This window comes from Skermanella pratensis (assembly GCF_008843145.1).
In the GTDB taxonomy this organism is placed as follows: domain Bacteria; phylum Pseudomonadota; class Alphaproteobacteria; order Azospirillales; family Azospirillaceae; genus Skermanella; species Skermanella pratensis.
In genome coordinates, this window is sequence record NZ_CP030265.1 from 290289 (window position 1) to 311585 (window position 21297).

At 68.8% G+C, this 21297-nt stretch carries 23 protein-coding genes and 1 other RNA gene; 10 read left to right on the plus strand and 14 right to left on the minus strand.

All coding sequences use genetic code 11. The features are described from left to right. Positions 1–5 precede the first annotated feature (5 nt). From DPR14_RS01300 to DPR14_RS01310, 3 genes are read left to right on the plus strand one after another with little or no spacing between them, the layout of a single operon-like run. Positions 6–1310: a TRAP transporter large permease gene (locus DPR14_RS01300; RefSeq protein WP_158043550.1), complete on the plus strand. Its 1305-nt coding sequence runs from the start codon at positions 6–8 to the stop codon at positions 1308–1310. A gap of 3 nt (positions 1311–1313) precedes the next feature. After that, on the plus strand, positions 1314–2087 hold the full coding sequence (gene pxpB / locus DPR14_RS01305; RefSeq protein WP_158043551.1) for a 5-oxoprolinase subunit PxpB: 774 nt from the start codon (positions 1314–1316) through the stop codon (positions 2085–2087). A 4-nt stretch (positions 2088–2091) separates the two neighbouring features. Continuing rightward, positions 2092–3114, plus strand: a complete 1023-nt coding sequence (locus DPR14_RS01310) for a 5-oxoprolinase subunit C family protein (RefSeq protein ID WP_158043552.1) — start codon at positions 2092–2094, stop codon at positions 3112–3114. A gap of 155 nt (positions 3115–3269) precedes the next feature. On the opposite strand, the gene DPR14_RS01315 is transcribed toward DPR14_RS01310, so the two are convergent. Then, complete coding sequence (locus DPR14_RS01315; RefSeq protein ID WP_158043553.1) at positions 3270–3869, minus strand: hypothetical protein; 600 nt, start codon at positions 3867–3869, stop codon at positions 3270–3272. Between the two features lie 175 nt (positions 3870–4044). On the opposite strand from DPR14_RS01315, the gene thrC reads away from it, so the two are divergent. Genes thrC through DPR14_RS01330 form a run of 3 tightly spaced genes read left to right on the plus strand, consistent with a single transcriptional unit; the run spans position 4045 to position 7370 of the window. After that, positions 4045–5472 carry a threonine synthase gene (thrC, locus tag DPR14_RS01320; protein WP_158043554.1) on the plus strand — a complete coding sequence of 476 codons (1428 nt, stop codon included), beginning with the start codon at positions 4045–4047 and terminating at the stop codon, positions 5470–5472. After that, entirely contained in the window at positions 5469–6731 is a 1263-nt protein-coding gene (locus DPR14_RS01325) for a M16 family metallopeptidase (RefSeq protein ID WP_158043555.1), read from the plus strand. Before thrC ends, DPR14_RS01325 begins: the two co-directional genes overlap by 4 nt. Before the next feature lie 48 nt (positions 6732–6779). Beyond that, positions 6780–7370 carry a GNAT family N-acetyltransferase gene (locus DPR14_RS01330; RefSeq protein WP_158047932.1) on the plus strand — a complete coding sequence of 197 codons (591 nt, stop codon included), beginning with the start codon at positions 6780–6782 and terminating at the stop codon, positions 7368–7370. A gap of 39 nt (positions 7371–7409) precedes the next feature. On the opposite strand, the gene DPR14_RS01335 is transcribed toward DPR14_RS01330, so the two are convergent. From DPR14_RS01335 to ffs, 11 genes are all read right to left on the minus strand, one after another. Continuing rightward, a complete protein-coding gene (locus tag DPR14_RS01335) occupies positions 7410–7685 on the minus strand; it encodes a type II toxin-antitoxin system RelE/ParE family toxin (protein WP_158043556.1) in 276 nt (91 codons plus the stop codon). Further along, the gene (locus DPR14_RS01340; RefSeq protein ID WP_158043557.1) at positions 7685–7945 is read right to left on the minus strand and encodes a CopG family ribbon-helix-helix protein; all 261 of its coding nucleotides are present in this window, start codon (positions 7943–7945) and stop codon (positions 7685–7687) included. The genes DPR14_RS01335 and DPR14_RS01340 overlap by 1 nt, the downstream gene beginning before the upstream one ends. Before the next feature lie 129 nt (positions 7946–8074). Continuing rightward, positions 8075–8827: a tRNA pseudouridine(38-40) synthase TruA gene (truA, locus tag DPR14_RS01345; protein ID WP_158043558.1), complete on the minus strand. Its 753-nt coding sequence runs from the start codon at positions 8825–8827 to the stop codon at positions 8075–8077. Continuing rightward, on the minus strand, positions 8824–9759 hold the full coding sequence (gene fmt, locus DPR14_RS01350) for a methionyl-tRNA formyltransferase (protein WP_158043559.1): 936 nt from the start codon (positions 9757–9759) through the stop codon (positions 8824–8826). Before fmt ends, truA begins: the two co-directional genes overlap by 4 nt. Positions 9760–9780: 21 nt before the next feature. Continuing rightward, positions 9781–10608: a class I SAM-dependent methyltransferase gene (locus DPR14_RS01355; RefSeq protein WP_192499219.1), complete on the minus strand. Its 828-nt coding sequence runs from the start codon at positions 10606–10608 to the stop codon at positions 9781–9783. A 2-nt stretch (positions 10609–10610) separates the two neighbouring features. Continuing rightward, the gene (def, locus tag DPR14_RS01360; RefSeq protein ID WP_158043561.1) at positions 10611–11129 is read right to left on the minus strand and encodes a peptide deformylase; all 519 of its coding nucleotides are present in this window, start codon (positions 11127–11129) and stop codon (positions 10611–10613) included. A gap of 88 nt (positions 11130–11217) precedes the next feature. After that, entirely contained in the window at positions 11218–12621 is a 1404-nt protein-coding gene (locus DPR14_RS01365; protein ID WP_158043562.1) for a DNA recombination protein RmuC, read from the minus strand. 84 nt (positions 12622–12705) lie between these two features. Beyond that, on the minus strand, positions 12706–13299 hold the full coding sequence (gene recR / locus DPR14_RS01370; protein WP_158043563.1) for a recombination mediator RecR: 594 nt from the start codon (positions 13297–13299) through the stop codon (positions 12706–12708). A gap of 335 nt (positions 13300–13634) precedes the next feature. Next, on the minus strand, positions 13635–13958 hold the full coding sequence (locus tag DPR14_RS01375; protein WP_158043564.1) for a YbaB/EbfC family nucleoid-associated protein: 324 nt from the start codon (positions 13956–13958) through the stop codon (positions 13635–13637). Positions 13959–13961: 3 nt separating this feature from the next. Next, positions 13962–15833, minus strand: a complete 1872-nt coding sequence (locus tag DPR14_RS01380) for a DNA polymerase III subunit gamma/tau (RefSeq protein ID WP_158043565.1) — start codon at positions 15831–15833, stop codon at positions 13962–13964. 117 nt (positions 15834–15950) lie between these two features. Then, positions 15951–16048: signal recognition particle sRNA small type (ffs, locus tag DPR14_RS01385), an RNA gene on the minus strand. A gap of 96 nt (positions 16049–16144) precedes the next feature. On the opposite strand from ffs, the gene nudC reads away from it, so the two are divergent. Next, complete coding sequence (nudC, locus tag DPR14_RS01390; protein ID WP_158043566.1) at positions 16145–17053, plus strand: NAD(+) diphosphatase; 909 nt, start codon at positions 16145–16147, stop codon at positions 17051–17053. A 139-nt stretch (positions 17054–17192) separates the two neighbouring features. On the opposite strand, the gene DPR14_RS01395 is transcribed toward nudC, so the two are convergent. Both DPR14_RS01395 and DPR14_RS01400 read right to left on the minus strand, forming a co-directional pair. Beyond that, complete coding sequence (locus tag DPR14_RS01395; RefSeq protein WP_158043567.1) at positions 17193–18059, minus strand: prephenate dehydratase; 867 nt, start codon at positions 18057–18059, stop codon at positions 17193–17195. A 40-nt stretch (positions 18060–18099) separates the two neighbouring features. After that, positions 18100–18813, minus strand: a complete 714-nt coding sequence (locus tag DPR14_RS01400; protein ID WP_246148705.1) for a 3-deoxy-manno-octulosonate cytidylyltransferase — start codon at positions 18811–18813, stop codon at positions 18100–18102. Positions 18814–19113: 300 nt separating this feature from the next. Here DPR14_RS01400 and DPR14_RS01405 point away from each other — a divergent pair, with 300 nt between their 5' ends. The 3 genes from DPR14_RS01405 (at position 19114) to DPR14_RS01415 (ending at position 21267) form a co-directional block, all read left to right on the plus strand. Next, positions 19114–19644: a c-type cytochrome gene (locus DPR14_RS01405; RefSeq protein WP_343038691.1), complete on the plus strand. Its 531-nt coding sequence runs from the start codon at positions 19114–19116 to the stop codon at positions 19642–19644. A 42-nt stretch (positions 19645–19686) separates the two neighbouring features. Continuing rightward, on the plus strand, positions 19687–20502 hold the full coding sequence (gene hisN / locus DPR14_RS01410; RefSeq protein WP_158043570.1) for a histidinol-phosphatase: 816 nt from the start codon (positions 19687–19689) through the stop codon (positions 20500–20502). Positions 20503–20634: 132 nt separating this feature from the next. Continuing rightward, positions 20635–21267 (plus strand): hypothetical protein, encoded by a 633-nt coding sequence (locus DPR14_RS01415; protein ID WP_158043571.1) that lies wholly within the window; start codon positions 20635–20637, stop codon positions 21265–21267. Positions 21268–21297: the final 30 nt, after the last annotated feature.

Genomic DNA, 21297 nt, shown 5'->3' on the forward strand with positions numbered 1-21297 from the left:
CGCCCTTGGACCCCCTGATCCTCTCCGCCGTCCTGATCGTCCTGCTGCTGCTCCTGCTCGCCAGCGGCATCTGGGTGGCGCTGTCGCTGCTGGCGGTCGGGCTGATCGCCATGGTGTTCTTCACCTCCGCCCCGTCGGGGCTGGTCATGGCGACCACCGTATGGGGGGCCAGTGCCAGCTGGACGCTGACGGCCCTGCCGCTGTTCATCTGGATGGGCGAGATCCTGTTCCGCACCCGCCTGTCGGAGGACATGTTCCAGGGACTCGCCCCCTGGATGGCGCGGCTGCCCGGCCGGCTGATGCATGTGAACATCGTAGGGTGCGGGATCTTCGCCGCGGTGTCCGGCTCCTCCGCCGCGACCTGCGCCACGATCGGCCGGATGTCCCTGCCCGAGCTGAAGCGGCGCGGCTACGACGAGCGGATGAGCATCGGCACGCTGGCCGGCTCCGGAACGCTGGGGCTTCTGATCCCGCCGTCGATCATCATGATCGTCTACGGCGTGGCGGCCGACGTGTCGATCGGCCGGCTGTTCATCGCCGGGGTGCTGCCCGGCGTCCTGCTGATCGCCCTGTTCATGGGCTATGTCGCCATATGGTCGCTGATGAACCCGGACCGCACGCCGCCAGGCGGACCGGCGACGACCCTGGGCGAACGGCTGCGGGCCTCGCGCCGGCTGATCCCGGTGGTGGTGCTGATCGCCGCCGTGATCGGCTCGATCTATTCCGGGATCGCCACCGCGACCGAGGCGGCGGCGCTGGGCGTCGCCGGGGCCCTGGTGCTGTCCGCGGCGTCGGGGACCTTGACCTGGAACAGCTTCCGGGAAAGCCTGATGGGCGCCATGGTCACGTCCAGCATGATCGCCTTCATCCTGGCCGGCGCCGCCTTCCTGACGGTCGCCATGGGCTTCACCGGCATCCCGCGCGTGCTGGCCCAGTTCATCAACGACCTCGGCCTGTCGCCCCTGGCGCTGCTGGCGGCACTGACGGCGTTCTTCGTGCTGCTGGGCTGCTTCCTCGACGGGATCTCCATGGTGGTGCTGACCACGTCGGTGGTCATGCCGATGGTCCAGGCCGCCGGGATCGATCCGCTGTGGTTCGGGATCTACATCGTGCTGGTGGTCGAGATGGCCCAGATCACGCCGCCGGTGGGGTTCAACCTGTTCGTCCTGCAAGGGCTGACGGGGCGGGACATCCTTTACGTCGCCCGGGCGGCCCTGCCGTTCTTCATGATCCTGGTGACGGCGATCGTGCTGGTTACCGTATTCCCCGGCATCGTGACCTGGCTGCCGGCCCAGATGATCGGCCGCTGAGCCATGGGCGGAACCGGAGCCGGAGCGGCTTACGATCCGCCGCGCTTCCTGCCGGCGGGCGACGCCGCGCTGACCGTCGAGTTCGGCGCCGCCATCGACGCGGAGACCAACGGCCGGGTGCTGGCGCTCGACGCGGCCCTGGCGGACGCGGCGCTGCCTGGCGTGGTTGAGACGGTGCCCACATACCGCTCGCTCCTCGTGCAGTTCGATCCCGCCGTGCTGACCCATGGCGAACTGGAGGAGGCGCTGAAGACCCTTGGTCCCGCTCACGGCGGCGGGAAAGCCGCGGCGCGGCGCTGGACCATCCCGGTCGCCTATGGCGGCGAGCACGGCATCGACCTGGAGGACGTCGCCCGCCACCACAACATCGCGGCGGAGGAGGTCGTGAGGCTTCACCTCTCCGGCGACTACCGGGTCTACATGATCGGGTTCGCGCCCGGCTTCGCCTATCTGGGCGGATTGCCGGAACAGCTCCACACGCCGCGCCGGCGCGATCCGAGGATGAAGGTGCCGGCCGGGACCATCTCGATCGGCGGCATGCAGGCATCGGTCTGCTCGACCCCGATCCCGTCGGGTTGGCACCTGCTGGGTCGGACGCCGGTCCGGGGTTTCGACCTGCGGCGGCCCGACCCGTTCCTGTTCCGGCCCGGGGACCGGATCCGCTTCGCCCGGATCGACGCGGCCGAGTTCAAGCGGCTGGACGCCCTGGCGGAGTCCGGCAGCTACCTGCCGGAGCCGGACGAGCCCGCCGGAGGGCCCGCCGGAGGAGAGGATTGAGGCGATGGCCGACCTGATAGTCGTCCAGCCCGGCCCGCAGGCCATGATCCAGGACCTGGGCCGGGTCGGCTGGCAGCGCTTCGGCATCGCCGCCGCGGGAGCCGTGGACCCTCCGGCGCTGCGCGCCGCCAACCTTCTGGCCGGCAACCCGCCCGGGACCGCCGCCATCGAGTTCACCCTGGCGGGCGGGGAGTACGAGGCGGAGGGGGCGACGGTGCGCCTGGCAGTCGCGGGCGGGGATTTCCAGGTCACCGTGGACGGCGACCGGGTGCCGCCCTGGACCGGCTTCGACCTGGCGCCGGGGCGGCGGCTCAGGATCGGCGCCGCGCGGGACGCCCTGCGGGGATACCTCGCGGCCGGCGGCGGCTTCACCCTGCCGCCGCGGCTCGGCAGCCTGTCCACCCATGTCCGCTCCGGCCTGGGCGGACTGGACGGCGGGGTGCTGCGGGCGGGGGATCGCTTGCCGCTGGCCGCCGGCGCGGCGCCCGCGGGGCCGCCGATGACCCTCGACCCGCAGGGACTGCCGCCCCGGCGCGAGATCCTACGGGTGGTGCTGGGACCGCAGGACGACCATTTCACGGCCGCCGGGATCGAGACCTTCCTGACCGGGACCTATGCCGTGACGACCGATGCCGACCGCATGGGCTACCGGCTGGGCGGGCCGGAGATCGAACATGCCGGCGACTTCAACATCATCTCCGACGGCATCGCGGCCGGCAGCGTCCAGGTCCCCGGCACCCGCCAGCCCATCGTGCTGCTGGCCGACCGCCAGCCGACGGGAGGCTATCCCAAGATCGCGACCATCATAACGCCCGACCTGCCGTCCCTGGCCCAGGCGCGGCCGGGGGATACCGTCCGTTTCCAGGCCGTCGATCCGGCCGAGGCGGTGGCGATCCGCCGGGACTGGGAGGCGATGCTGGCCCGCATGGGAGAGTGGCTTGCCCCGGCGGGCCTGGGGCGCGAACTGGACAGCGAACGCCTGCTCGGCATCAACCTGGTGGGCGGCGTGGTCGATGGGCTTGCCTGATTTGCCGTGCCGGAAAAGGGAGAATCGGCCACGGATGACGGCGATGGGCAGGGATGATCCAGATCGTACCAAGACCGGAAAGTCCTGACTTCCGCACTGTGTTGGGCCTATGGCCCAACACAGGTCAGATAGCCTTCACCTGCGGTAAGAGGATCTCAGATCCGGTATCCGGCGCGGAGCGGCGACAGGGGCACGTTGGCGCGGATCGCCTCCAGCATGAAGTAGCGGGTCATCTGGAGGGTGTCGGTGCGCCAGTAAAGCTTGTGCAGGTCGTTGACCAGGAAGTCGGGTTCCAGGCTGGCATAGCAATAGGTCTCGACCCAGTGCTGGTCCGGGTCGGTGGGGGACGCCGCGTCGCGCCAGCCGATCATCCAGCCGGCATGGCCGGCCCCGGTCGCCCAGCGCTCGAAATGGGGAGCGACCGTGGTGGACCCGATCGGCTTGACCACCGGGATGGAGTAGACCACCACGAAGCGGCGCACGTTCAACTGCATCTTCATCAGCAGATCCTCGCCGAAGGCGTGGATCAGGTAGGCGGCGTCGGAGGTGCCGGTCACGTGCCGGGTCTCCACCTTGGCGCGGATCACGTGGGCCAGCGTCTGCGGCCGGGCCTCCTCGCTGAAACGGGGCATGTCGTATTCGACCGAGGACAGGATGGACGGCATCTGGACCGTCAGGAACTCCTCGGTTTCCCGCTGGGCGGCATCCAGGCTGAGGTCGGGGGGCGTCGCAGACTGGGGTGCGGGCTGGGGCATCGCCGAAGGGTCCGTTTCTGGGTTGGGCAGGGTACGCCCGCAACAACCCGATCCATGCGCCTTTTGTTTCGCTGCCCTGTTCCATGGAGACGTCCCCGGCCCTTGCGCCCGCACCGGCTCACTGGCTAGTGTACGATGGCCGGCGGACCGGGCACGCACGTGGAGACTTTTCAGTTTGCGCTACATCAGCACGCGGGGCGCGGCCCCGACTCTCGCCTTCGACGAAGTTCTGCTCGCCGGGCTTGCGCGCGACGGCGGTCTGTACGTGCCTGAGACGTGGCCGACCTTCACCCCCGACGAGATCCGCGCGATGCGCGGGCTTCCCTATTCCGAGCTCGCGATCCGGGTCATGGCGCCCTTCCTGGGCGGCCGGGTGACCGAGGCGGAGTTCGCGGGCCTGGTGCGCGACTCCTATGCCGGTTTCGACCATGCCGCGGTGACGCCGCTGGTGCAGCTCGACCAGAGCACCTGGGTGATGGAGCTGTTCCACGGGCCGACGCTGGCCTTCAAGGACGTGGCGCTTCAGCTGCTCGGCCGCCTGTTCGACCATGTGCTGGCGAAGAAGGGCGAGCATGTGACGATCGTCGGCGCCACCTCCGGCGACACGGGTTCGGCGGCGATCGAGGCCTGCCGCGACCGCGAGGCGGTCGACATCTTCATCCTGCACCCCAAGGGCCGCACGTCGGAGGTGCAGCGCCGCCAGATGACGACGGTGCTCTCGGACAATGTCCACAACATCGCGCTGGAAGGCTCGTTCGACGATTGCCAGGACCTGGTCAAGGCGATGTTCAACGACACGTCTTTCCGGGACGAGCAGAACCTGTCGGCGGTCAATTCGATCAACTGGGCCCGCATCATGGCCCAGATCGTCTATTACTTCGCGGCGGCGATCGAACTGGGAGCGCCGGACCGGCAGGTCTCGTTCGCGGTTCCGACCGGCAATTTCGGCAATGTCTACGCGGCCTACGGCGCGCGGGCCATGGGCCTGCCCATCCAGCGGCTGGTGATCGGGACCAACTCCAACGACATCCTGGCGCGTTTCTTCGCCACGGGCACGATGGAAACCCAGGCCGTGATGCCGACCATCAGCCCCAGCATGGACATCCAGATCTCCAGTAACTTCGAGCGGCTGCTGTTCGACCTCTACGACCGCGACGGCCCGGCGCTGAACGAGTGCATGGGGCGGTTCCGGTCCGGCGGCTCCTTCGCCGTGACCCCGGCCCAGCTGGACCGCGCCCGCCTGGTGTTCAACGGGCACAAGGTGGACGAGGATCTCACCCGGGCGACCATGGCCGAGACGAGGCGGCTGGCCGGCGGCCTGCTGATCGATCCGCACACCGCCGTGGGCCTGGCTGCCGCCCGGGCCGAGCAGCCCCATATCGATCCCGCCGTTCCCCTGGTGGCGCTCGCCTGCGCCCACCCCGCCAAGTTCCCCGATGCGGTCGAACGGGCGACCGGCGTGCGTCCGCCGCTGCCGCCCCGTCTGGCCGACCTTTACGAGCGCGAGGAGCGCGTCACCGTGCTGCCCAACGACCTCAAGGCCGTCCAGGCCTTCGTCCGATCCCGAGCCCGCCGCACCGCCGCAGGGCAGAGGAGCGCATGAGCACGATCAAGGTAACGACGCTTCCCAACGGCCTCCGGGTCGCCACCGACAGCATGCCCCATGTGGAGACGACGTCGCTCGGCGTCTGGGTCGGCGTCGGCACCCGCAACGAGCGGCCTGAAGTCAACGGCGTCGCCCATCTGGTCGAGCACATGGTGTTCAAGGGCACGCCGACCCGTACCGCCTTCGACATCTCCGAGCAGATCGAGGCGGTCGGCGGCCACATGAACGCCTATACCACCCGCGAGCACACGGCCTATTACGCCAAGGTGCTGAAGGAGGACTCGGCGCTTGCCCTGGACGTGATCGGCGACATGCTCCAGCACAGCCTGCTGGACGAGGACGAGCTGGTCCGCGAGCGCGACGTCGTGTTGCAGGAGATCGGTCAGGCCGAGGACACGCCCGACGACATCATCTTCGACCATTTCCAGGCCCGCGCCTTCCCCGACCAGGCGCTCGGCCGCCCGGTCCTGGGCCAGCCGGAGATCATCGGCGCCCTGCCGCGCGAGGCGCTGGTCGACTATATCGGCGGCAACTATTCCGGCCGCACCATGGTGCTGGCGGCATCGGGACGGATCGACCACGGCTGGCTGGTCGAGAAGGCGGCGGAGGTCTTCCGCGACCTGCCGGCCCCGACCGATCCGGCGCCGCTCGACCCGGCGCGCTACACCGGCGGCGACTTCCGGGAGGACCGCGACCTGGAGCAGCTGCACATCGTGCTGGGCTTCGAGGGCGTCGGCGTCAACGACCCGGACTATTACGCCCATTCCGTGCTGTCGACCCTGCTGGGCGGCGGCATGTCGTCCCGGCTTTTCCAGGAAGTGCGCGAGAAGCGGGGGCTGGCCTACAGCGTCCACACCTTCTCCGGCGCCTACGAGGACGGCGGGCTGTTCGGCGTCTATGCCGGGACCGGGCCGGAAAAGATCGGCGAGCTGGTGCCGGTGATGTGCGACGAGCTGTGCAAGGTGGCCCTCGACGTCACCGACGAGGAAGTCCGCCGCGCCCGCGCGCAGCTTAAAGCCGGCATGCTGATGGCGCTGGAAAGCACCATGTCGCGCTGCGAGCAGCTGGGCCAGCAGATGGTGATCTTCGACCGTCCCGTGCCGGTCACCGAGATGGTGGAGAAGATCGACTCCGTCGATGCCGCCGCCGTGCGCCGCGCCGCCCTGCGGCTGCGCGCCAAGGCGCCGACGGTGACGGCGCTGGGACCCTTGGACGGGCTTGAGGATTATGAGCGGATCGCCGCGCGCCTGTCCTGACGCCGTGTCTCCGCCATGGAAGATTCATCCGGGGGATGGCGCAGGGCCGTGATCGGATTGCTGAGGAACGGTCTGATCAGTCCGCCCGCCATCCGGCTCGATGGTCAGCGGGTCTCGATCCGGCCACCGCTGGCGCGCGACTGGCAGGAATGGTCCGACCTGCGCGAGCGCAGCCGCGCCTTCCTGACGCCGTGGGAACCGACCTGGCCGGCGGACGCGCTGGCCCGAACAGCCTATCTGCGCCGGCTGCGCCGCCAGATCATCGAGTGGCGCGACGACGAGGCCTACAGCTTCCTGGCCTTGGAACGCCGCACCGACCGGGTGGTCGGCGGCATCGGCCTGAGCAACATCCGGCGCGGCGTGGCCCAGACGGGGACGCTGGGCTACTGGGTCGGCGAGTCCTATGCCCGGCGCGGCTACATGAGCGAGGCGACCCGCCTGACCCTGGACTTCGCCTTCGGCCAGCTGGGGCTGCATCGGATCGAAGCTGCGTGCCTGCCGACCAACGCGCCGAGCCGGGGCCTGCTGGAGAAGGCGGGATTCCAGTACGAGGGCTATGCGCGGGGCTACCTGCGGATCGACGGTGCCTGGCGCGACCACGTGCTCTACGCGATCCTGCGGGAGGAGTGGCGCGGGTGAGGACCCGTTCGCCACTTTCAACCCGCGGGTCGGCACCCGTCAGCGATCCTCGCGCACGTGCCAGAGGCGGAGCACATAGAGGATCGATCCTCGAATCTCGTACCGAATTTCGTAGCGGCCCACGAGAAGGCGGCGAACCTCACGGGGATTGAACTCATCCAGCTTCTCGCCGATACGTGGGTGTTCGAGCAACCGCGCCGGTGCGGATACCAGCGACCGGGTCACGCGTGCGGCAGCCTGCGGGTTCACGGGAGCGAGGAAATCATGAAGGCGCGAAAGATCCGACAGTGCCTTGCCGGTCCACTTCAGCTCCATCAGCGGGGCAGCGGCAGCGGTGAGTCTGTATCGAGGTTATCGGCCCACGCCTGTACGGCCTGATGGTCGAAAACACAGCCGGAATCCACGTCGGCCAATGCTTCGAGGGTCAGGCGCCGACGCTCTTCCTCTTGCTCGACCCAGGCCGACAGGGCTTGCTTGACAATCCAACCGTGCGAGCGATCCAAGCGTGCAGCCAACTGGTCCACTTTCTCGGCAAGCGGCAGCGGCACGTGTGCGGTCAATACCTTGGTTTCCATATGGCACCTCGGTTTCAATCGAAAAAAATCATACCGGTCGAAGATGATCAGGTCGAGCGGAAAGCTTTCCGTGTTCCCTCACGCCAGTCGTCCGGCTGTGAGCGGTCCAATCCCCGAGGGGCATTACTGCTAAGACCGATCCGCATCGTACACCACATCCGTGAAATAAAGCCCGTCCGGCGGTGCCGTGGGGCCGCCCTTCGAGCGGTCGCGCGCTTCGAGCGCGGTGCGGACCTGCTCCACCGGCCAGCGGCCTTCGCCGACCAGCACCAGGGTGCCGGTGATGTTGCGGATCTGGTGGTGAAGGAATGAGCGGGCGCGGGCGGTGATGCGGATCTCGGGGCCGGAGCGGGTCACGGTCAGCACGTCGAGGGTCTTCACCGGGGATTTCGCCTGGCACAGGCTGGCGCGGAAAGTCGTGAAGTCGTGGCATCCGATCAGGATCCCGGCGGCCGCGTCCATGGCCTCGGCGTCCAGGGGGCGGCCGATCTGCCAGGCGCGGCCGTAGTCCAGGGCCAGCGGGGCGCGGCGGTTGACGATGCGGTAGACATAGCCGCGCTCGACGGCGGACATTCGGGCGTGGAAATCGTCCGGGACGGGTTCGGCATCGAGCACCGCGATAGGAGCCGGCCGCAGGTGGAAGTTCAGCCCGTCGCGGACGGCGCGCTCGGTCAGGGACTTCTCCAGGTCGAAATGGGCGGTCTGTCCCAGGGCGTGTACGCCCGCGTCCGTACGGCCGGCGCCGTGGACGCGTACGGTTTCGCCCGACAGCTTCTCGACGGCTTCCTCCAGGCACTGCTGGATCGACGGACCGTTGTCCTGCCGCTGCCAGCCGACGAATTCGCGGCCGTCATACTCGACGGTCAGTTTCCAGCGGCTCATGGTGCCGTCAGCACGGTCCCGACCGGCAATTGGAAGCCGCGCAGGAAGGCGTCCCCGTCCACCGCCGCCTTGCCGGGCCGCTGCACGCGGGTCAGGCGGATGGCCCCGTCCGCGCAGGCCACCGTCAGGCGGCCGTCCAGCAGGGTGCCGGGGGCGGCGCCGGAGTGATTGCCGGCCGATTCGGCGCCCAGCACCTTGATCCGCTCCTTGCCCAGGTCGAACCAGACGCCCGGCCAGGGGTTCAGCGCCCGCACTTGGCGTTCGGTCTCGGCGGCAGGACGGCTCCAGTCCAGCCTGCCGTCCTCGCGGGTCAGCTTCGCGGCATAGGTGACGCCTTCCTCCGGCTGCGGAACCGGCGTCAGGCTCCCGTCGGCCGCGCCGTCCAGCGCCTTCACGATCAGGTCGGCGCCCAGGGCGGCCAGCGCATCGTGCAACTCGACCGCGGTCGTCCGTTCCGTGATCGGAACGGTGCCCTTGAGCAGCATGGGGCCGGTGTCCAGGCCGGCATCCATCCGCATGATCGTGACGCCGGTCTCCGCGTCTCCCGCCAGCAGGGCGCGGTGGATCGGGGCGGCGCCGCGCCAGCGCGGCAGCAGGGAGGCATGGATGTTCAGGCAGCCGAGGCGCGGCGCGTCCAGGATCGGCTGCGGCAGGATCAGTCCATAGGCGGCGACCACGGCGCAGTCCAGGCCGAGGGCGGCGAAGTCGGCCTGGGCCTCGGCATTGCGGAGCGACTTCGGCGTCCGCACCGGGATTCCGCGCTCCTCCGCCAGCACATGGACCGGCGAGCGCTGCATCTGGTGGCCGCGGCCGGCGGGCCGGGGCGGCTGGCTGTAGACGCAGGCGATCTGGTGTCCGGCGTCGATCAGGGCGCGGAGGCCGACCGCCGCGAACTCGGGCGTGCCCATGAAGGCGAGGCGGAGAGGGGTCATGTCCGGGTCCTCGAACTCGGGTCAGCGAAGATGCGGCTTCTGGAAGACGGCGACCATGCGCCAGGCTTCCTCCGGATCGTCGATCGCGACATCCAGGTCCAGCCCGCCGAACCAGGCGACCGCTTCCAGGCATCCGCTCGCCCGGGCCAGCGCGTCCAGCTCCTGCACCGTGAAGCGGCGCTGGAAAGCCTTGTCCCGGATCACCTGCTTGCGTCCGCCTTCCCAGATGGTCAGGGTCGTGGTCACCTGGGCGACCTGGCTGACCGGGTCGAGGCTGTCGCCCGGGGATCCCCAGCGGACCCGCACCCGCGTGCCGTCGCGGGTGACCTCCCAGCCGTCCTCGGTCGCATCGTCGATGTTGAACAGCTCGCGCGGGTGGGGCAATTCGACGATCAGCACGCCGCCGGGAGTCAACGCCTCGCTGACCCGTTGCAGGCACGAAATGACGGCGCTGTTGGTCAGCAGGCAGGCGGCCGAGCCCAGCAGGAGAAGCGCCATGTCGACCGGCCGATCCAGCGCGAAACCGGTCATGTCGCCTTCTTGATAGGCGATCTCTACCCCGGCCGCCTCGGCTTTTTCGCTGCCGTAACGGACCATCGCCGGCTCGCGGTCGAGCGCCACGGCCCGGAGGCCGCGGCCCGCAAGCTGGATCGCGTGGTTCGCCGGTCCGGCGGCCAGTTCGAGCACGCTTTCCGGGGTGCGGCCCAGGTGACGGGCCGCGGCGGCGGTCAGGAAATCGCATTCCTGCGCGAAGTCGCGATAGGCGAAGGCGATGTCGTAGTAGCGCGCGGCGCCGTAGATGCGGCCGTGCTGCGACTGGCCGGGCGGCGTTTCGGAAGTATCGGCCAAAGTCAGACCGTTTCCTGCGACCGCTTCTGTTTCTGGAGCTTGCGCAGGATCATGTTGCGCTTCAGCAGCGAAAGGTGATCGATGAACAGCACGCCGTTCAGATGGTCGATCTCGTGCTGGATGCAGGTCGCCAGCAGATTGTCGGCGTCCAGCTCCCGCACCTCGCCGCCGCGGTCCAGGTAGCGCAGGCGCACCTGCTTGGGCCGCGTCACGTCGGCGTAATGGTCGGGCAGCGAGAGACAGCCCTCGTTATGGACCGACTTCTCGTCCGACTGCCACAGGATCTCGGGGTTCGCCATGGCGAAGGGCTGGGGCTTCTCCTCCTTCTCCGCCACGTCCACCACGATGACCCGCTTCAGGACGCCGATCTGGGGTGCTGCCAAGCCGATGCCGGGCGCCTTGTACATGGTCTCCAGCATGTCGTCCATCAGGGTGGCGATGGAGCCGTCGATGGTCTCGACCGGCTTCGCCTTGGTCTTCAGGACGGGATCGGGCGCGATGATGATGGGGCGGATGGCCATGGAGCCCTGTAGCGAATTCGGTCTATTGCGGGGTGACTGCTGCAGATATGATTTCCGGGGCCGTGCGTCAAGCCGCAAGCTGGCCTGTTCAGGGCAGCGGTGCGGGCAGCCGCCATTCCTGAGCCTGGAGGCTGCGCGGCGCTTGGTCGAGCGGTTGAAGCTCGGGCAGTTCCGCGTTGTTCGGCGCCACGTGGAGATCGCGGAAGCGCCGCGCGCTGACCAGCACGCGGGTCTCCAGCGTGCCGACCGCGCCGTTGTAGCAGTCCACCGCCTTGCCGAGCTGGCTGCCCAGCCGGTCCATGTGGCCGCCCAGGTCGCCCAGGCGCTTGTACAGCTCCGCGCCCAGGTCGCTGATCTCCCGCGCGTTCCGGGCCAGATGCTCCTGCCGCCAGCCGTAGGCGACGGCGCGCAGCAGCGCTATCAGGGTGGTCGGCGTCGCCAGGATCACGCCGTTGTCGATGCCGGCCTCGATCAGGCCGGGATCGTGCTCCAGCGCCGCGCTGAAGAAGTTCTCGCCGGGCAGGAACAGCACGACGAACTCGGGCGAGTCGGTGAACTGGTCCCAGTAGGCCTTGCCGCCCAGTTGCTTCATGTGCTCCCGCACGTGGCGGGCATGCCGGACCAGGGCGTCGCGCCGCCCGGCGTCCTCGGCCGAGCCGTTGGCGTCGAGATAGGCTTCGACCGGAGCCTTGGCGTCCACGACGATGGTCTTGTTGCCCGGCAGCTTGACGACCATATCGGGGCGCAGCTTGTTGCCCTGGTCGCCGGTCACCGTCTGCTGCTCGAAGAAGTCGCAATGGTCGACCATGCCGGCCATCTCGACCACCCGCTTCAGCTGGATCTCGCCCCAGCGGCCGCGCGCGACCGGGGAGCGCAGCGCCCGGACGAGACTGGCCGTCTCGCCGCGCAGCTCGCGCTGGCTGTCCAGCAGGGAGAGCACCTGCTGCTTCAGACCTTCGTAGGCTCCGATCCGCTCCTTTTCCAGGGTCTGGATCTGGCCGTCCATCTTCTCCAGCGACTGGCGCACCGGCGCCACCAGGTCGGAGATCGCCGACTGCCGCTGCTCCAGGTCGCCGCGGGCATTCTCCTGGAAGCGCTCCAGCGTGGTGCGGGCAAGGTCCAGGAAGCTCTGGTTGTTGCTGCGGAGCGCTTCGGCCGACAGCGCCTTGAAGGCGTCGGACAGCTTCGATTCGGCCCGTTCCAGCAGGGCTATCTTCTCGGTCGAAGCCAGCCGCTCCTGCTCCAGCCGGGTCTGGAGCTGCGCATGGCCGGTCTGGGCGCGCCCGAGTTCCGCGCGGAGCGCCGACAGCGCACGGTCCCGCTCCGCCAAGTCCGCCCGCAGGTCGTCGTTCTGGCGAAGCGCGAAGTCCGCCTCCGCCGCCAGCCGGCCGGCTTCCGCCTGGCCGATGCCGCCGCTGCGCAGCAGCAGGACGATGCCGGCTCCGAAGACGAAGCCCAGGATCAGCGACAGCACGTCTAGCGCGAACGGCATCAGTTCTCCTTCCACCACAATGAAGGCATGCTACCGGATCGGGCGGGCAAAGAGAACAGGGGAGGAACGGTCCGTGGGAGGTCGTCAGAACGGGCGGCGGGACCGCAGCGCCGCGGTCAGGGTCCCGTCGTCCAGATAGTCCAGCTCGCCGCCGACCGGCACGCCGTGGGCCAGCCGCGATACCGTCACGTCGCAGTCGGCCAGCCGGTCGGTGATATAGTGGGCGGTGGTCTGGCCCTCGACGGTGGCGTTCATCGCCAGGATCACTTCCGTCACTTCGGGCCGGCGGGCGCGGTTGATCAGGCCCGTGACGTTCAGGTCGTCAGGGCCGACGCCTTCCAGCGCCGACAGGGTGCCGCCCAGAACGTGGTAGAGGCCCTTGAAGGAGCCGGTGCGCTCCAGCGCCCACAGGTCGCCGACCTCCTCCACCACGCAGATCAGGGCGGCGTCGCGCCTGGGGTCGGCGCAGACGGAGCAGGGGTCGCGGGTATCGAGGTTGCCGCACACCGAGCAGGTCTTGATGGCGTCGGCCGCCTCGTGCATGGCGTCGGCCAGCGGACCCAGCAGGCTTTCGCGCCGCTTGATCAGGTGCAGCGCCGCCCGCCGCGCCGATCGCGGCCCCAATCCGGGCAGCTTCGCCAAGAGCTGGATCAGGCGGTCGATTTCGGAACTGCTCAATTCTGCTCCCTGGTTTTGCAGGCGATTTCCGCACTCCCGTCATGGCCGGGTCAGGCCCACGGCTGTCCGGCACGGCGATTGCTTATTCTGCCACAGGGTTAGTTTCGGGCAGAAATACTCCGTTTTCGTCATGGCCGGACTTGATCCGGCCATCTTTCGCGGGAAGCATCGAAGCCTCCGTGCCTTGAGATCCGCGGGTCAAGCCCGCGGATGACGAACCGAAGGTGAAAACAGTCGCGCCAGGAATGTTCTCAATAGTTGATAGGCTGATACCGTGCCGGACAGCCGTGGACTTGATCCGGCCATGACGAGAACCGGCGTAGTCGTCGGGCGGATCAGAACGGCAGCTTCATCCCCGGGGGAAGCTTCATGCCGCCCATCAGCTTCTGGGTTTCCTCGGCGACGTGCTGCTCGACCTTCAGCTTGGCGTCGTTGAAGGCGGCGACGATCAGGTCCTCGATCACTTCGACGTCGTCGGGGTCGACCACGGACTTGTCCAGCTTCAGCTTCTTCATCTCGCCCTTGCCGTTGAGCGTGACGTTGACCATCCCGGCGCCGGACTGGCCGGTGACTTCGACCTCGGCCAGCGCGTCCTGCATCTGCTGCATGCGGGTCTGCATTTCCTGGGCCTGCTTCATCATTTGGCCGAGATTCTTCATGGCTTAAAATTCTCCTATGTCGTCCAGGTCGGACGGGGCTTCCTCGTAGAAATCGGTCTCAAGGGCGTCTTCCGCAAGCGCCTCGTCGGAGGTGGCTTCCGGTTCCGTCAGATCGCGCACTTCGGATATCTCGGCCCCGGGGAAGATGTCGAGCACCGCGCGCACCACCGGATGCCGGGCAGCCTCCTCCCGCGCCCGGGTCTTGGCGTTGCGGTCCTGCTCGCCCAGCGTCGGTTCGCCGGGCGCGCCGGAGATCGTGACCATCCAGCGCCGGCCGGTCCATTCCGTCAGCAACTTGCCGACCCGGCCGGAAAGTTCCGCGATGGCGCGGTCCTTCGGGCGGATCTCCAGCCGCCCCGGTTCGCACCGGACGCAGTGGACGCTGCTGTAGAGCTGGCCGTACAGCGAGCCCTCGCGCATCTCGCCGAACAGCTCGACCACCTCGCGGAAGGTCTTCGGTTCCGGCAGCGGTTCCGCTTCCGCAGCCTGTTCGGGGGCGGCGTGTGCCGTCACGGCGGTTTCGGCGACCGGCTGGGCCGAGCCGGCCTGGACTCGGGGCGGGGCGGAGTGGGCCACCGCCAGCGCCGGCCCGATCGCGCGGGCGCCACCGCCGCCGCCGTTCCCGCCCGCCGGCCCGCCCGCCGGCCCGCCCGAGGCCGCCGAGCCGCCCTGAAGCTGGCGGATCAGGTCGGCCGGGTTGGGCAGGTCGGCGGAATAGGCCAGCCGCACCAGCACCATCTCGGCCGCGTCGAAGGGGACCGGCGCGCTCTGCACCTCGCCCAGGCCCTTAAGCAGGATCTGCCAGGCCCGGGTCAGCGCCGGCATGCCCAGCTTGCCCGACAGGTCGCCGCCGCGGACCCGCTCGGTCTCCGGCGTGCCGGGGTCCGTCGCGGTTTCCGGCACCACCTTGAAGCGGGTCAGGAAATGGGTGAAGTCGAGCAGGTCCTGGAGCACCACCACCGGGTCGGCGCCGCTGCGGTGCAGGTCGGACAGGATGTCCAGCGCGTCGCGCGGCTGCCCGGTCATCGCCGCCTCGAACAGGTCGACCACGCGGGCGCGGTCGGCCAGGCCCAGCATGTCGCGGACCTGGACCGCCGTCAGCCGCTCCCCGCCGAGCGCGATCGCCTGGTCGAGCAGGCTCAGCCCGTCGCGCGCGGATCCGTCGGCGGCCCGCGCGATCAGCGCCATGGCGTCCGGCTCGACGGTCACGCCTTCCGCCTCGGCGACCCGGTTGAAGTGCTTGACGAGCGTCTGGCTGTCGATCCGGCGCAAGTCGAAGCGCTGACAGCGCGACAGCACGGTGACCGGGACCTTGCGGATCTCGGTCGTGGCGAAGATGAACTTCACATGCTCGGGCGGCTCCTCCAGCGTCTTCAACAGGGCGTTGAAGGCGTTCTTGGTGAGCATGTGGACTTCGTCGATGATGTAGACCTTGTAGCGCGCCGACACCGGGCCGTAGCGCACGCCGTCGATGATCTCGCGGATGTCGTCCACGCCGGTCCGGCTGGCGGCGTCCATCTCCATCACGTCCACATGGCGGTCGGCGGTGATGCTGCGGCAATTGTCGCAGACGCCGCACGGCGCGATGGTCGGCCCGCCGGTCCCCTCCGGGCCGGTGCAGTTCAGCGCGCGGGCGATGATGCGGGCGGTCGTGGTCTTGCCCACCCCGCGCACCCCGGTCAGCATGAAGGCATGGGCCAGGCGGCCCGACCGGATGGCGTTGGTCAGCGTCCGGACCAGCGCCTCCTGGCCCACCAGTTCGGAGAAGTCGCGCGGTCGGTACTTGCGCGCCAGGACCCGATAGGCCTTGCCGCCGGCTTCGGACGCGCCGTCGGCCGGCGCGGAGGTCAGGGGAGGGAGGGTCTGGTCGGTCAACACGATACTCTGGCGTCGGGCAACGGCGTTGCGGCCAGTCTAATCCCCGACGGCGGCTTGTCGAAGCGGAAAGACGAACCGGCGCGGAGTGTCGGATCATGCAGGGGAAGATATGAGGTGGGAGGCTGGACGAACGACCCGAGCCGAAACTCGTTACGGCTGCTTCCTTCCGGACCTGACCGGGTTGGCGAGGGACTCGTCCGCCGCCAACCTCCCACCGCCTATATGGCGCGCGGCGGCGCGCGGAGCAAGGAGGAAATCCGGGAGGAACTCCCTTCCCGAAATCGGCCCGGTATGCCACCTATATCGCCATGCCATACAAGCCAAACTTCTACGCCGGCGGCGTGCTCGACAGGGTATCGGCGCAGCGCAAGGACCAGAGCTGGATCGACGCCATGATCGCGGCGGCCGAGACCAGGATCGTGCCGATCTGGCGCGCCCAGAATTTCGTGGTCGAAGGGGCCGACCTGCCGCAGGCGGGGCTGCTTTCGATGGCCGACCTGCCGGACGGGGCGGAATACGTGCTTCTGGGCCTGCGCGACGGCACGGCCTATTTCGCCGCCGACCTGTCCCACATCGAGGACCCGGCGGTCCACCCCGGCCTTTCCGGCCGGGGCAGCTTCGCCGACCTGCGCAGCTTCGGCCCGCTGATGGCGCCCGAGGAGGGCAATATCCTGGCCTATGCCCGCGGCCTGACCTGGTGGCATGCCCGCCACCGCTTCTGCGGCGTCTGCGGCCATCCCACGGCCAGCGCGGAAGGCGGCCATGTCCGGCGCTGCACCAACCCCGACTGCGCCGCGCCGCACTTCCCGCGGACCGACCCGGCCGTGATCATGCTGGTCCATGACGGCGACCGCTGCCTGCTGGGCCGCCAGTCGCGCTTCCCGCCGGGGATGTATTCGACCCTGGCCGGGTTCGTCGAGCCGGGCGAGAGCCTGGAGGAGGCGGTCGCCCGCGAGGTGCTGGAGGAGACCGGCATCCGGGTGGGCGCGGTGACCTACCACTCGTCGCAGCCCTGGCCGTTCCCGTCGTCGCTGATGCTGGGCTTCCATGCCGAGGCCGTGAGCCGGGACATCAGCATCGAGCAGGACGAGCTGGAGGATGCCGGCTGGTTCAGCCGCGACGAGATCCTGACCACGTGGGGCGAGGGCGGGACCCATCGCCTGCCGCGCCCCGACTCGATCTCGCGCCGGCTGATCGAGGACTGGCTGCACGGCTGAGGCGGAATTTCAGCACGGATCAGGCCCGAAGGTCGCGGACCATGCCCTGATCCGTGTGCATCCCGTGCCTGATCCGTGTTCATCCGTGATATTGGAGGTTCGGGTGCGCGAGGTGCCCGGCACGGCACCCGCGGGTTGCTCAATCGTCGCCGTGGGCCTGGCTCTGCTCGCGGCGGAAGGGATGGGCCGGGTAGACGCCCAGGATCTTCACCTCGCGGGCGAAGAACTCCAGCTCCTCCAGCGCCAAGCGCAGGGGGCGCTCCTCCGGGTGGCCCTCGACGTCCACGTAGAACTGGGCGGCGGTGAAGCGGCCGTCGACCATGTAGCTTTCCAGCTTGGTCATGTTGACGCCGTTGGTCGCGAACCCGCCCATCGCCTTGTAGAGCGACGCCGGCACGCTGCGGACCCGGAACACGAAGGTCGTCACCACCGGGCCGGAATGGGGTGCGGGATGGATCGGCTCCCGCGCCATGATCAGGAACCGGGTCGTGTTGTGCTCCGCGTCCTCGATCCCCTGCTTCAGCGACTTCAGGCCGTAGATCTCGCCGGCCAGTTCCGAGGCGATGGCGGCTTCCGTAATGTCGCCGCGCTGGGCGATCTCGGCCGCGGCACCCGCGGTGTCGGCATGGGTGATCTCGCGCAGGCCCAGCGCCCGGGTCGCCTTGCGGCATTGGGACAGCGCCTGGATGTGGCTGCGCACCACCTCGATGGTGTCGAGCGTGGCGCCCGGCGGCGCCAGCAGGTGGTGGTTCACCCGCTGGTAATGCTCGCCGATGATGTGCAGGCCGCCCTGGGGCAGCAGGTGGTGGTTATCGGCGACCCGCCCCGCGACCGAGTTCTCGACCGGGATCATGCCCAGTTCGGCCTCTCCCCCATGCACCGCGGCGAAGACGTCCTCGAAAGTGGCGCAGGGCAGGGTCTTCCGGTCGGGGAAGACGTTGCGGCAGGACAGGTCGGAGTAGGCGCCGGGCGAACCCTGGAAGGCGATCAGGTTGGATCTGGACATGTGACCGGAGAAGACTCGAGAACGGGGGAGGGGACCGGGTTCAGCGTTTGAGGAGCACCCGGGCCCGGGCGAGGTCGGCGGGAGTATCGACGCCGAGCGGAACCGCGTCAACGACGGCCACGTCGATCCGCATGCCTGCGGCCAAGGCGCGCAACTGCTCCAGCCGCTCCTGCTGTTCCAGGTGCGACGGCGGCAGCGACACGAATCGGGCCAGGGCCGAGCGCCGGTAGGCGTAGAGGCCGATATGGTGCAGCAGCGGCGCCTCCCCGGTGGGCGCGGTGGCGCGGGTGAAATAGAGCGCCCGGCCGCGCCTGGCGCCCGGCGCCCGCTCGACCACCGCCTTGACCACGTTGGGATTGCCGCGCTCGGTCGCGTCCTCGATCTCGACCGCCAGCGTGCCGATGTCGACCTCGGGCACGTCGAGCAGCGCGTAGGCGGCGCGGATCGTTTCGGGAGATATCGTCGGCAGGTCGCCCTGGACGTTGACCACCGCGTCGAACCTGCCCTCCGTGTCGAAGGACTGAAGCGCCTCGAAGATCCGGTCGGAGCCGGAAGGATGGTCCGGCCGGGTCAGCACGGCCTGGCCGCCGGCCTTCGTGACCGCGTCGGCGATCTCGGCCTCCGCGCAGGCGACCAGGACCGGGCCGATGGCGGCCTCGGTCGCGCGGCGCCAGACATGGACGATCATGGGCTCGCCCTGGATGTCGGCCAGCGGCTTGCCGGGCAGCCGCGTGGACGCGAGTCGCGCGGGCACGATGACGATGGGATTGCCCGGCCCATTGCCGTGGGGGCCGGGATTTTTCGCGTTCCCATCACTTTGCGCGGGATTGTTCTGAGCAGGATTGGTTGGCATGGTGGCCATCTGCGACATTTGGGTTATAGCTGTGCGTGCGACATTTCGTCCCGAGGGTCAAGCCTCAAAGCGGCTGACCCCGCGCCCCGGGACCCTATGTTGCGGACAAGGAAACAACAAGCCGCTGCGCGTGACAGCAGCCGGCCCGGCCGCTATCGTGCGGTGATTACAAGGGAATTGGGGACTCGCGGCATGTCGAGCATGGAATTCAACAAATTGTCGGGCGCCGTCCTGTTGGGCGGCCTGGTCGCGATGATGTCCGGCTTCATCGCGGATGTACTGGTCCAGCCAGAGCATCTGGAACAGAACGCTTATGTCGTGGACACCAGCGCGGTCACCACGTCGGCCCCCGCGGAGGAAGAGCCGGCCGAGCCGGAGCCGATCGCCCCGCTGCTGGCCGCAGCCGACCCGGCGGCCGGCGAGCGCGCGGCGCGGGCCTGCGCCTCCTGCCATTCCTTCGAGAAGGGCGGCGCCAACAAGGTGGGTCCCAACCTGTGGGGCGTCGTCGGCGGCCCGCACGGCCATGTGGAAGGCTTCGCCTACAGCTCCGCGATCGCGGACATGCCCGGCAACTGGGATTACGAGGCGCTGAATCACTTCCTGCTGAATCCCAAGCAGTACGCTCCCGGCACCAAGATGAACTTCGCGGGCATCAGGAAGCCCGAGGACCGGGCGAACCTGATCGCCTGGCTGCGCACCCAGGCCGACGAGCCGGCGCCGCTGCCGCAGTAACCAGCCGACGCTTCAATCCCGTCCGACCGGATGACCAGAGACATGACGGCTTCATACAATACCGATCAACCGGTCACCCCGTCGGGCGAGACGGTGGATCTCGCGTGCCGCCTCGCCGATGCCGCCGGCACCGTGATCCGCAGATACTTCCGCACTCCGTTCGCGGTCGACGACAAGCCGGACAGTTCGCCGGTCACCGTCGCCGACCGCGAGGCCGAGGCGGCGATAAGGTCGATCCTGGCCGCCGAGCGGCCGGACGACGGGATCATCGGGGAGGAGCACGGGACGACCAACCCCGATGCCGACTGGCTGTGGGTGATCGACCCGATCGACGGCACGAAGTCCTTCATCACCGGCCGCCCGACCTTCGGCACCCTGGTGGCGCTGCTGCACCGGGGCGTTCCCGTGCTGGGCGTGATCGACCAGCCGATCGTCGGCGACCGCTGGGTCGGCGTCGAGGGGCGCCCGACCACGCTGAACGGCAAGGCCGTCCGGGTGCGGGCCTGCCCGACTCTGGGGCGCGCCACCCTGAACACGACGTCGCCCGACCTGTTCGGGCAGCACGATTTCACCGCCTTCCGCCGCGTCGCGGACGAGGTCAAGCTGACCATGTACGGCGGCGACTGCTACGCCTACGGGCTGCTGGCCGCCGGATTCGTCGATCTGGTGGTCGAGGCCGGGCTGAAGCTGTACGATTTCGCGGCACTGGTCCCCGTGGTCCAGGGGGCCGGCGGGATCATGACGGATTGGGCGGGGGCACCGCTCGGCCCGGGCTCCGACGGCCGTGTATTGGCCGCCGGTGATATGGCCGGCCATACGGAGGCGCTGCGGCGTCTCGGCGTTATGCCATTCGGTTGATATCCTGGCATTCTTTTCGCTTTCTCCTGCCCATCCCCCATCGCCATCTGATAAGAGTCGAGTCCGCGCGGCCATAGGACGTGGCTGCGCCGCTCCCTCACCCTTGCGCTTGAGACCAGGGAAATGTCTGCCATGCTGATCCCGAAACCAGCCCAGTCAGCTTACGAGAATGCCGACACGGACATCCGCGAGATGCTCGACCGGATGATCGCCGAACTTCAGGCCACCCCCTCCTGGGAACAGCGCAGCACCCAATTCCTTGAGATCATCGACGCCCTGGAACTGGCGTTCGAGGGCGACGAGGACGACGAGTACGACGACGAGGCGGACGGGTTGGACACGGTCGCCCTGGACGACGACGATCTGGACGAGTTCGACGACGAGGATGACGAGTATGCGGAGCCGCAGGCCGCGGCCGACGGGAAGGTGAACGGCTGGCACGGCGACGACGCGGTTCCGGCAGGCGGCGAGGACGATGACGAAGCGGTCGTCGTCGAGGAATTCGCCGACGTGCTGCCCTTCTATGTCGGCGCCGTCCTGGAAAGGCTGGGCGAGACCAAGATCGAGCGTCCCGAGCAGGCCGCTTTCTATCTGCTGTCGTGTCACCCCGAACACACAGAGGCGGCGCAGTCATGGCTGGAGAAGGGCACCAACATGAAGCGCTTCCAGAAGTTCGTGGACGATACGCCCGACTACGAGGCGATCCTGGAGATGTTGGACGAGCGCTACGCCGAACAGGACGACGACGACGACGAGGACGAATGAGCCGGCGTCCGGCCCGGCCCCCCGCACGGG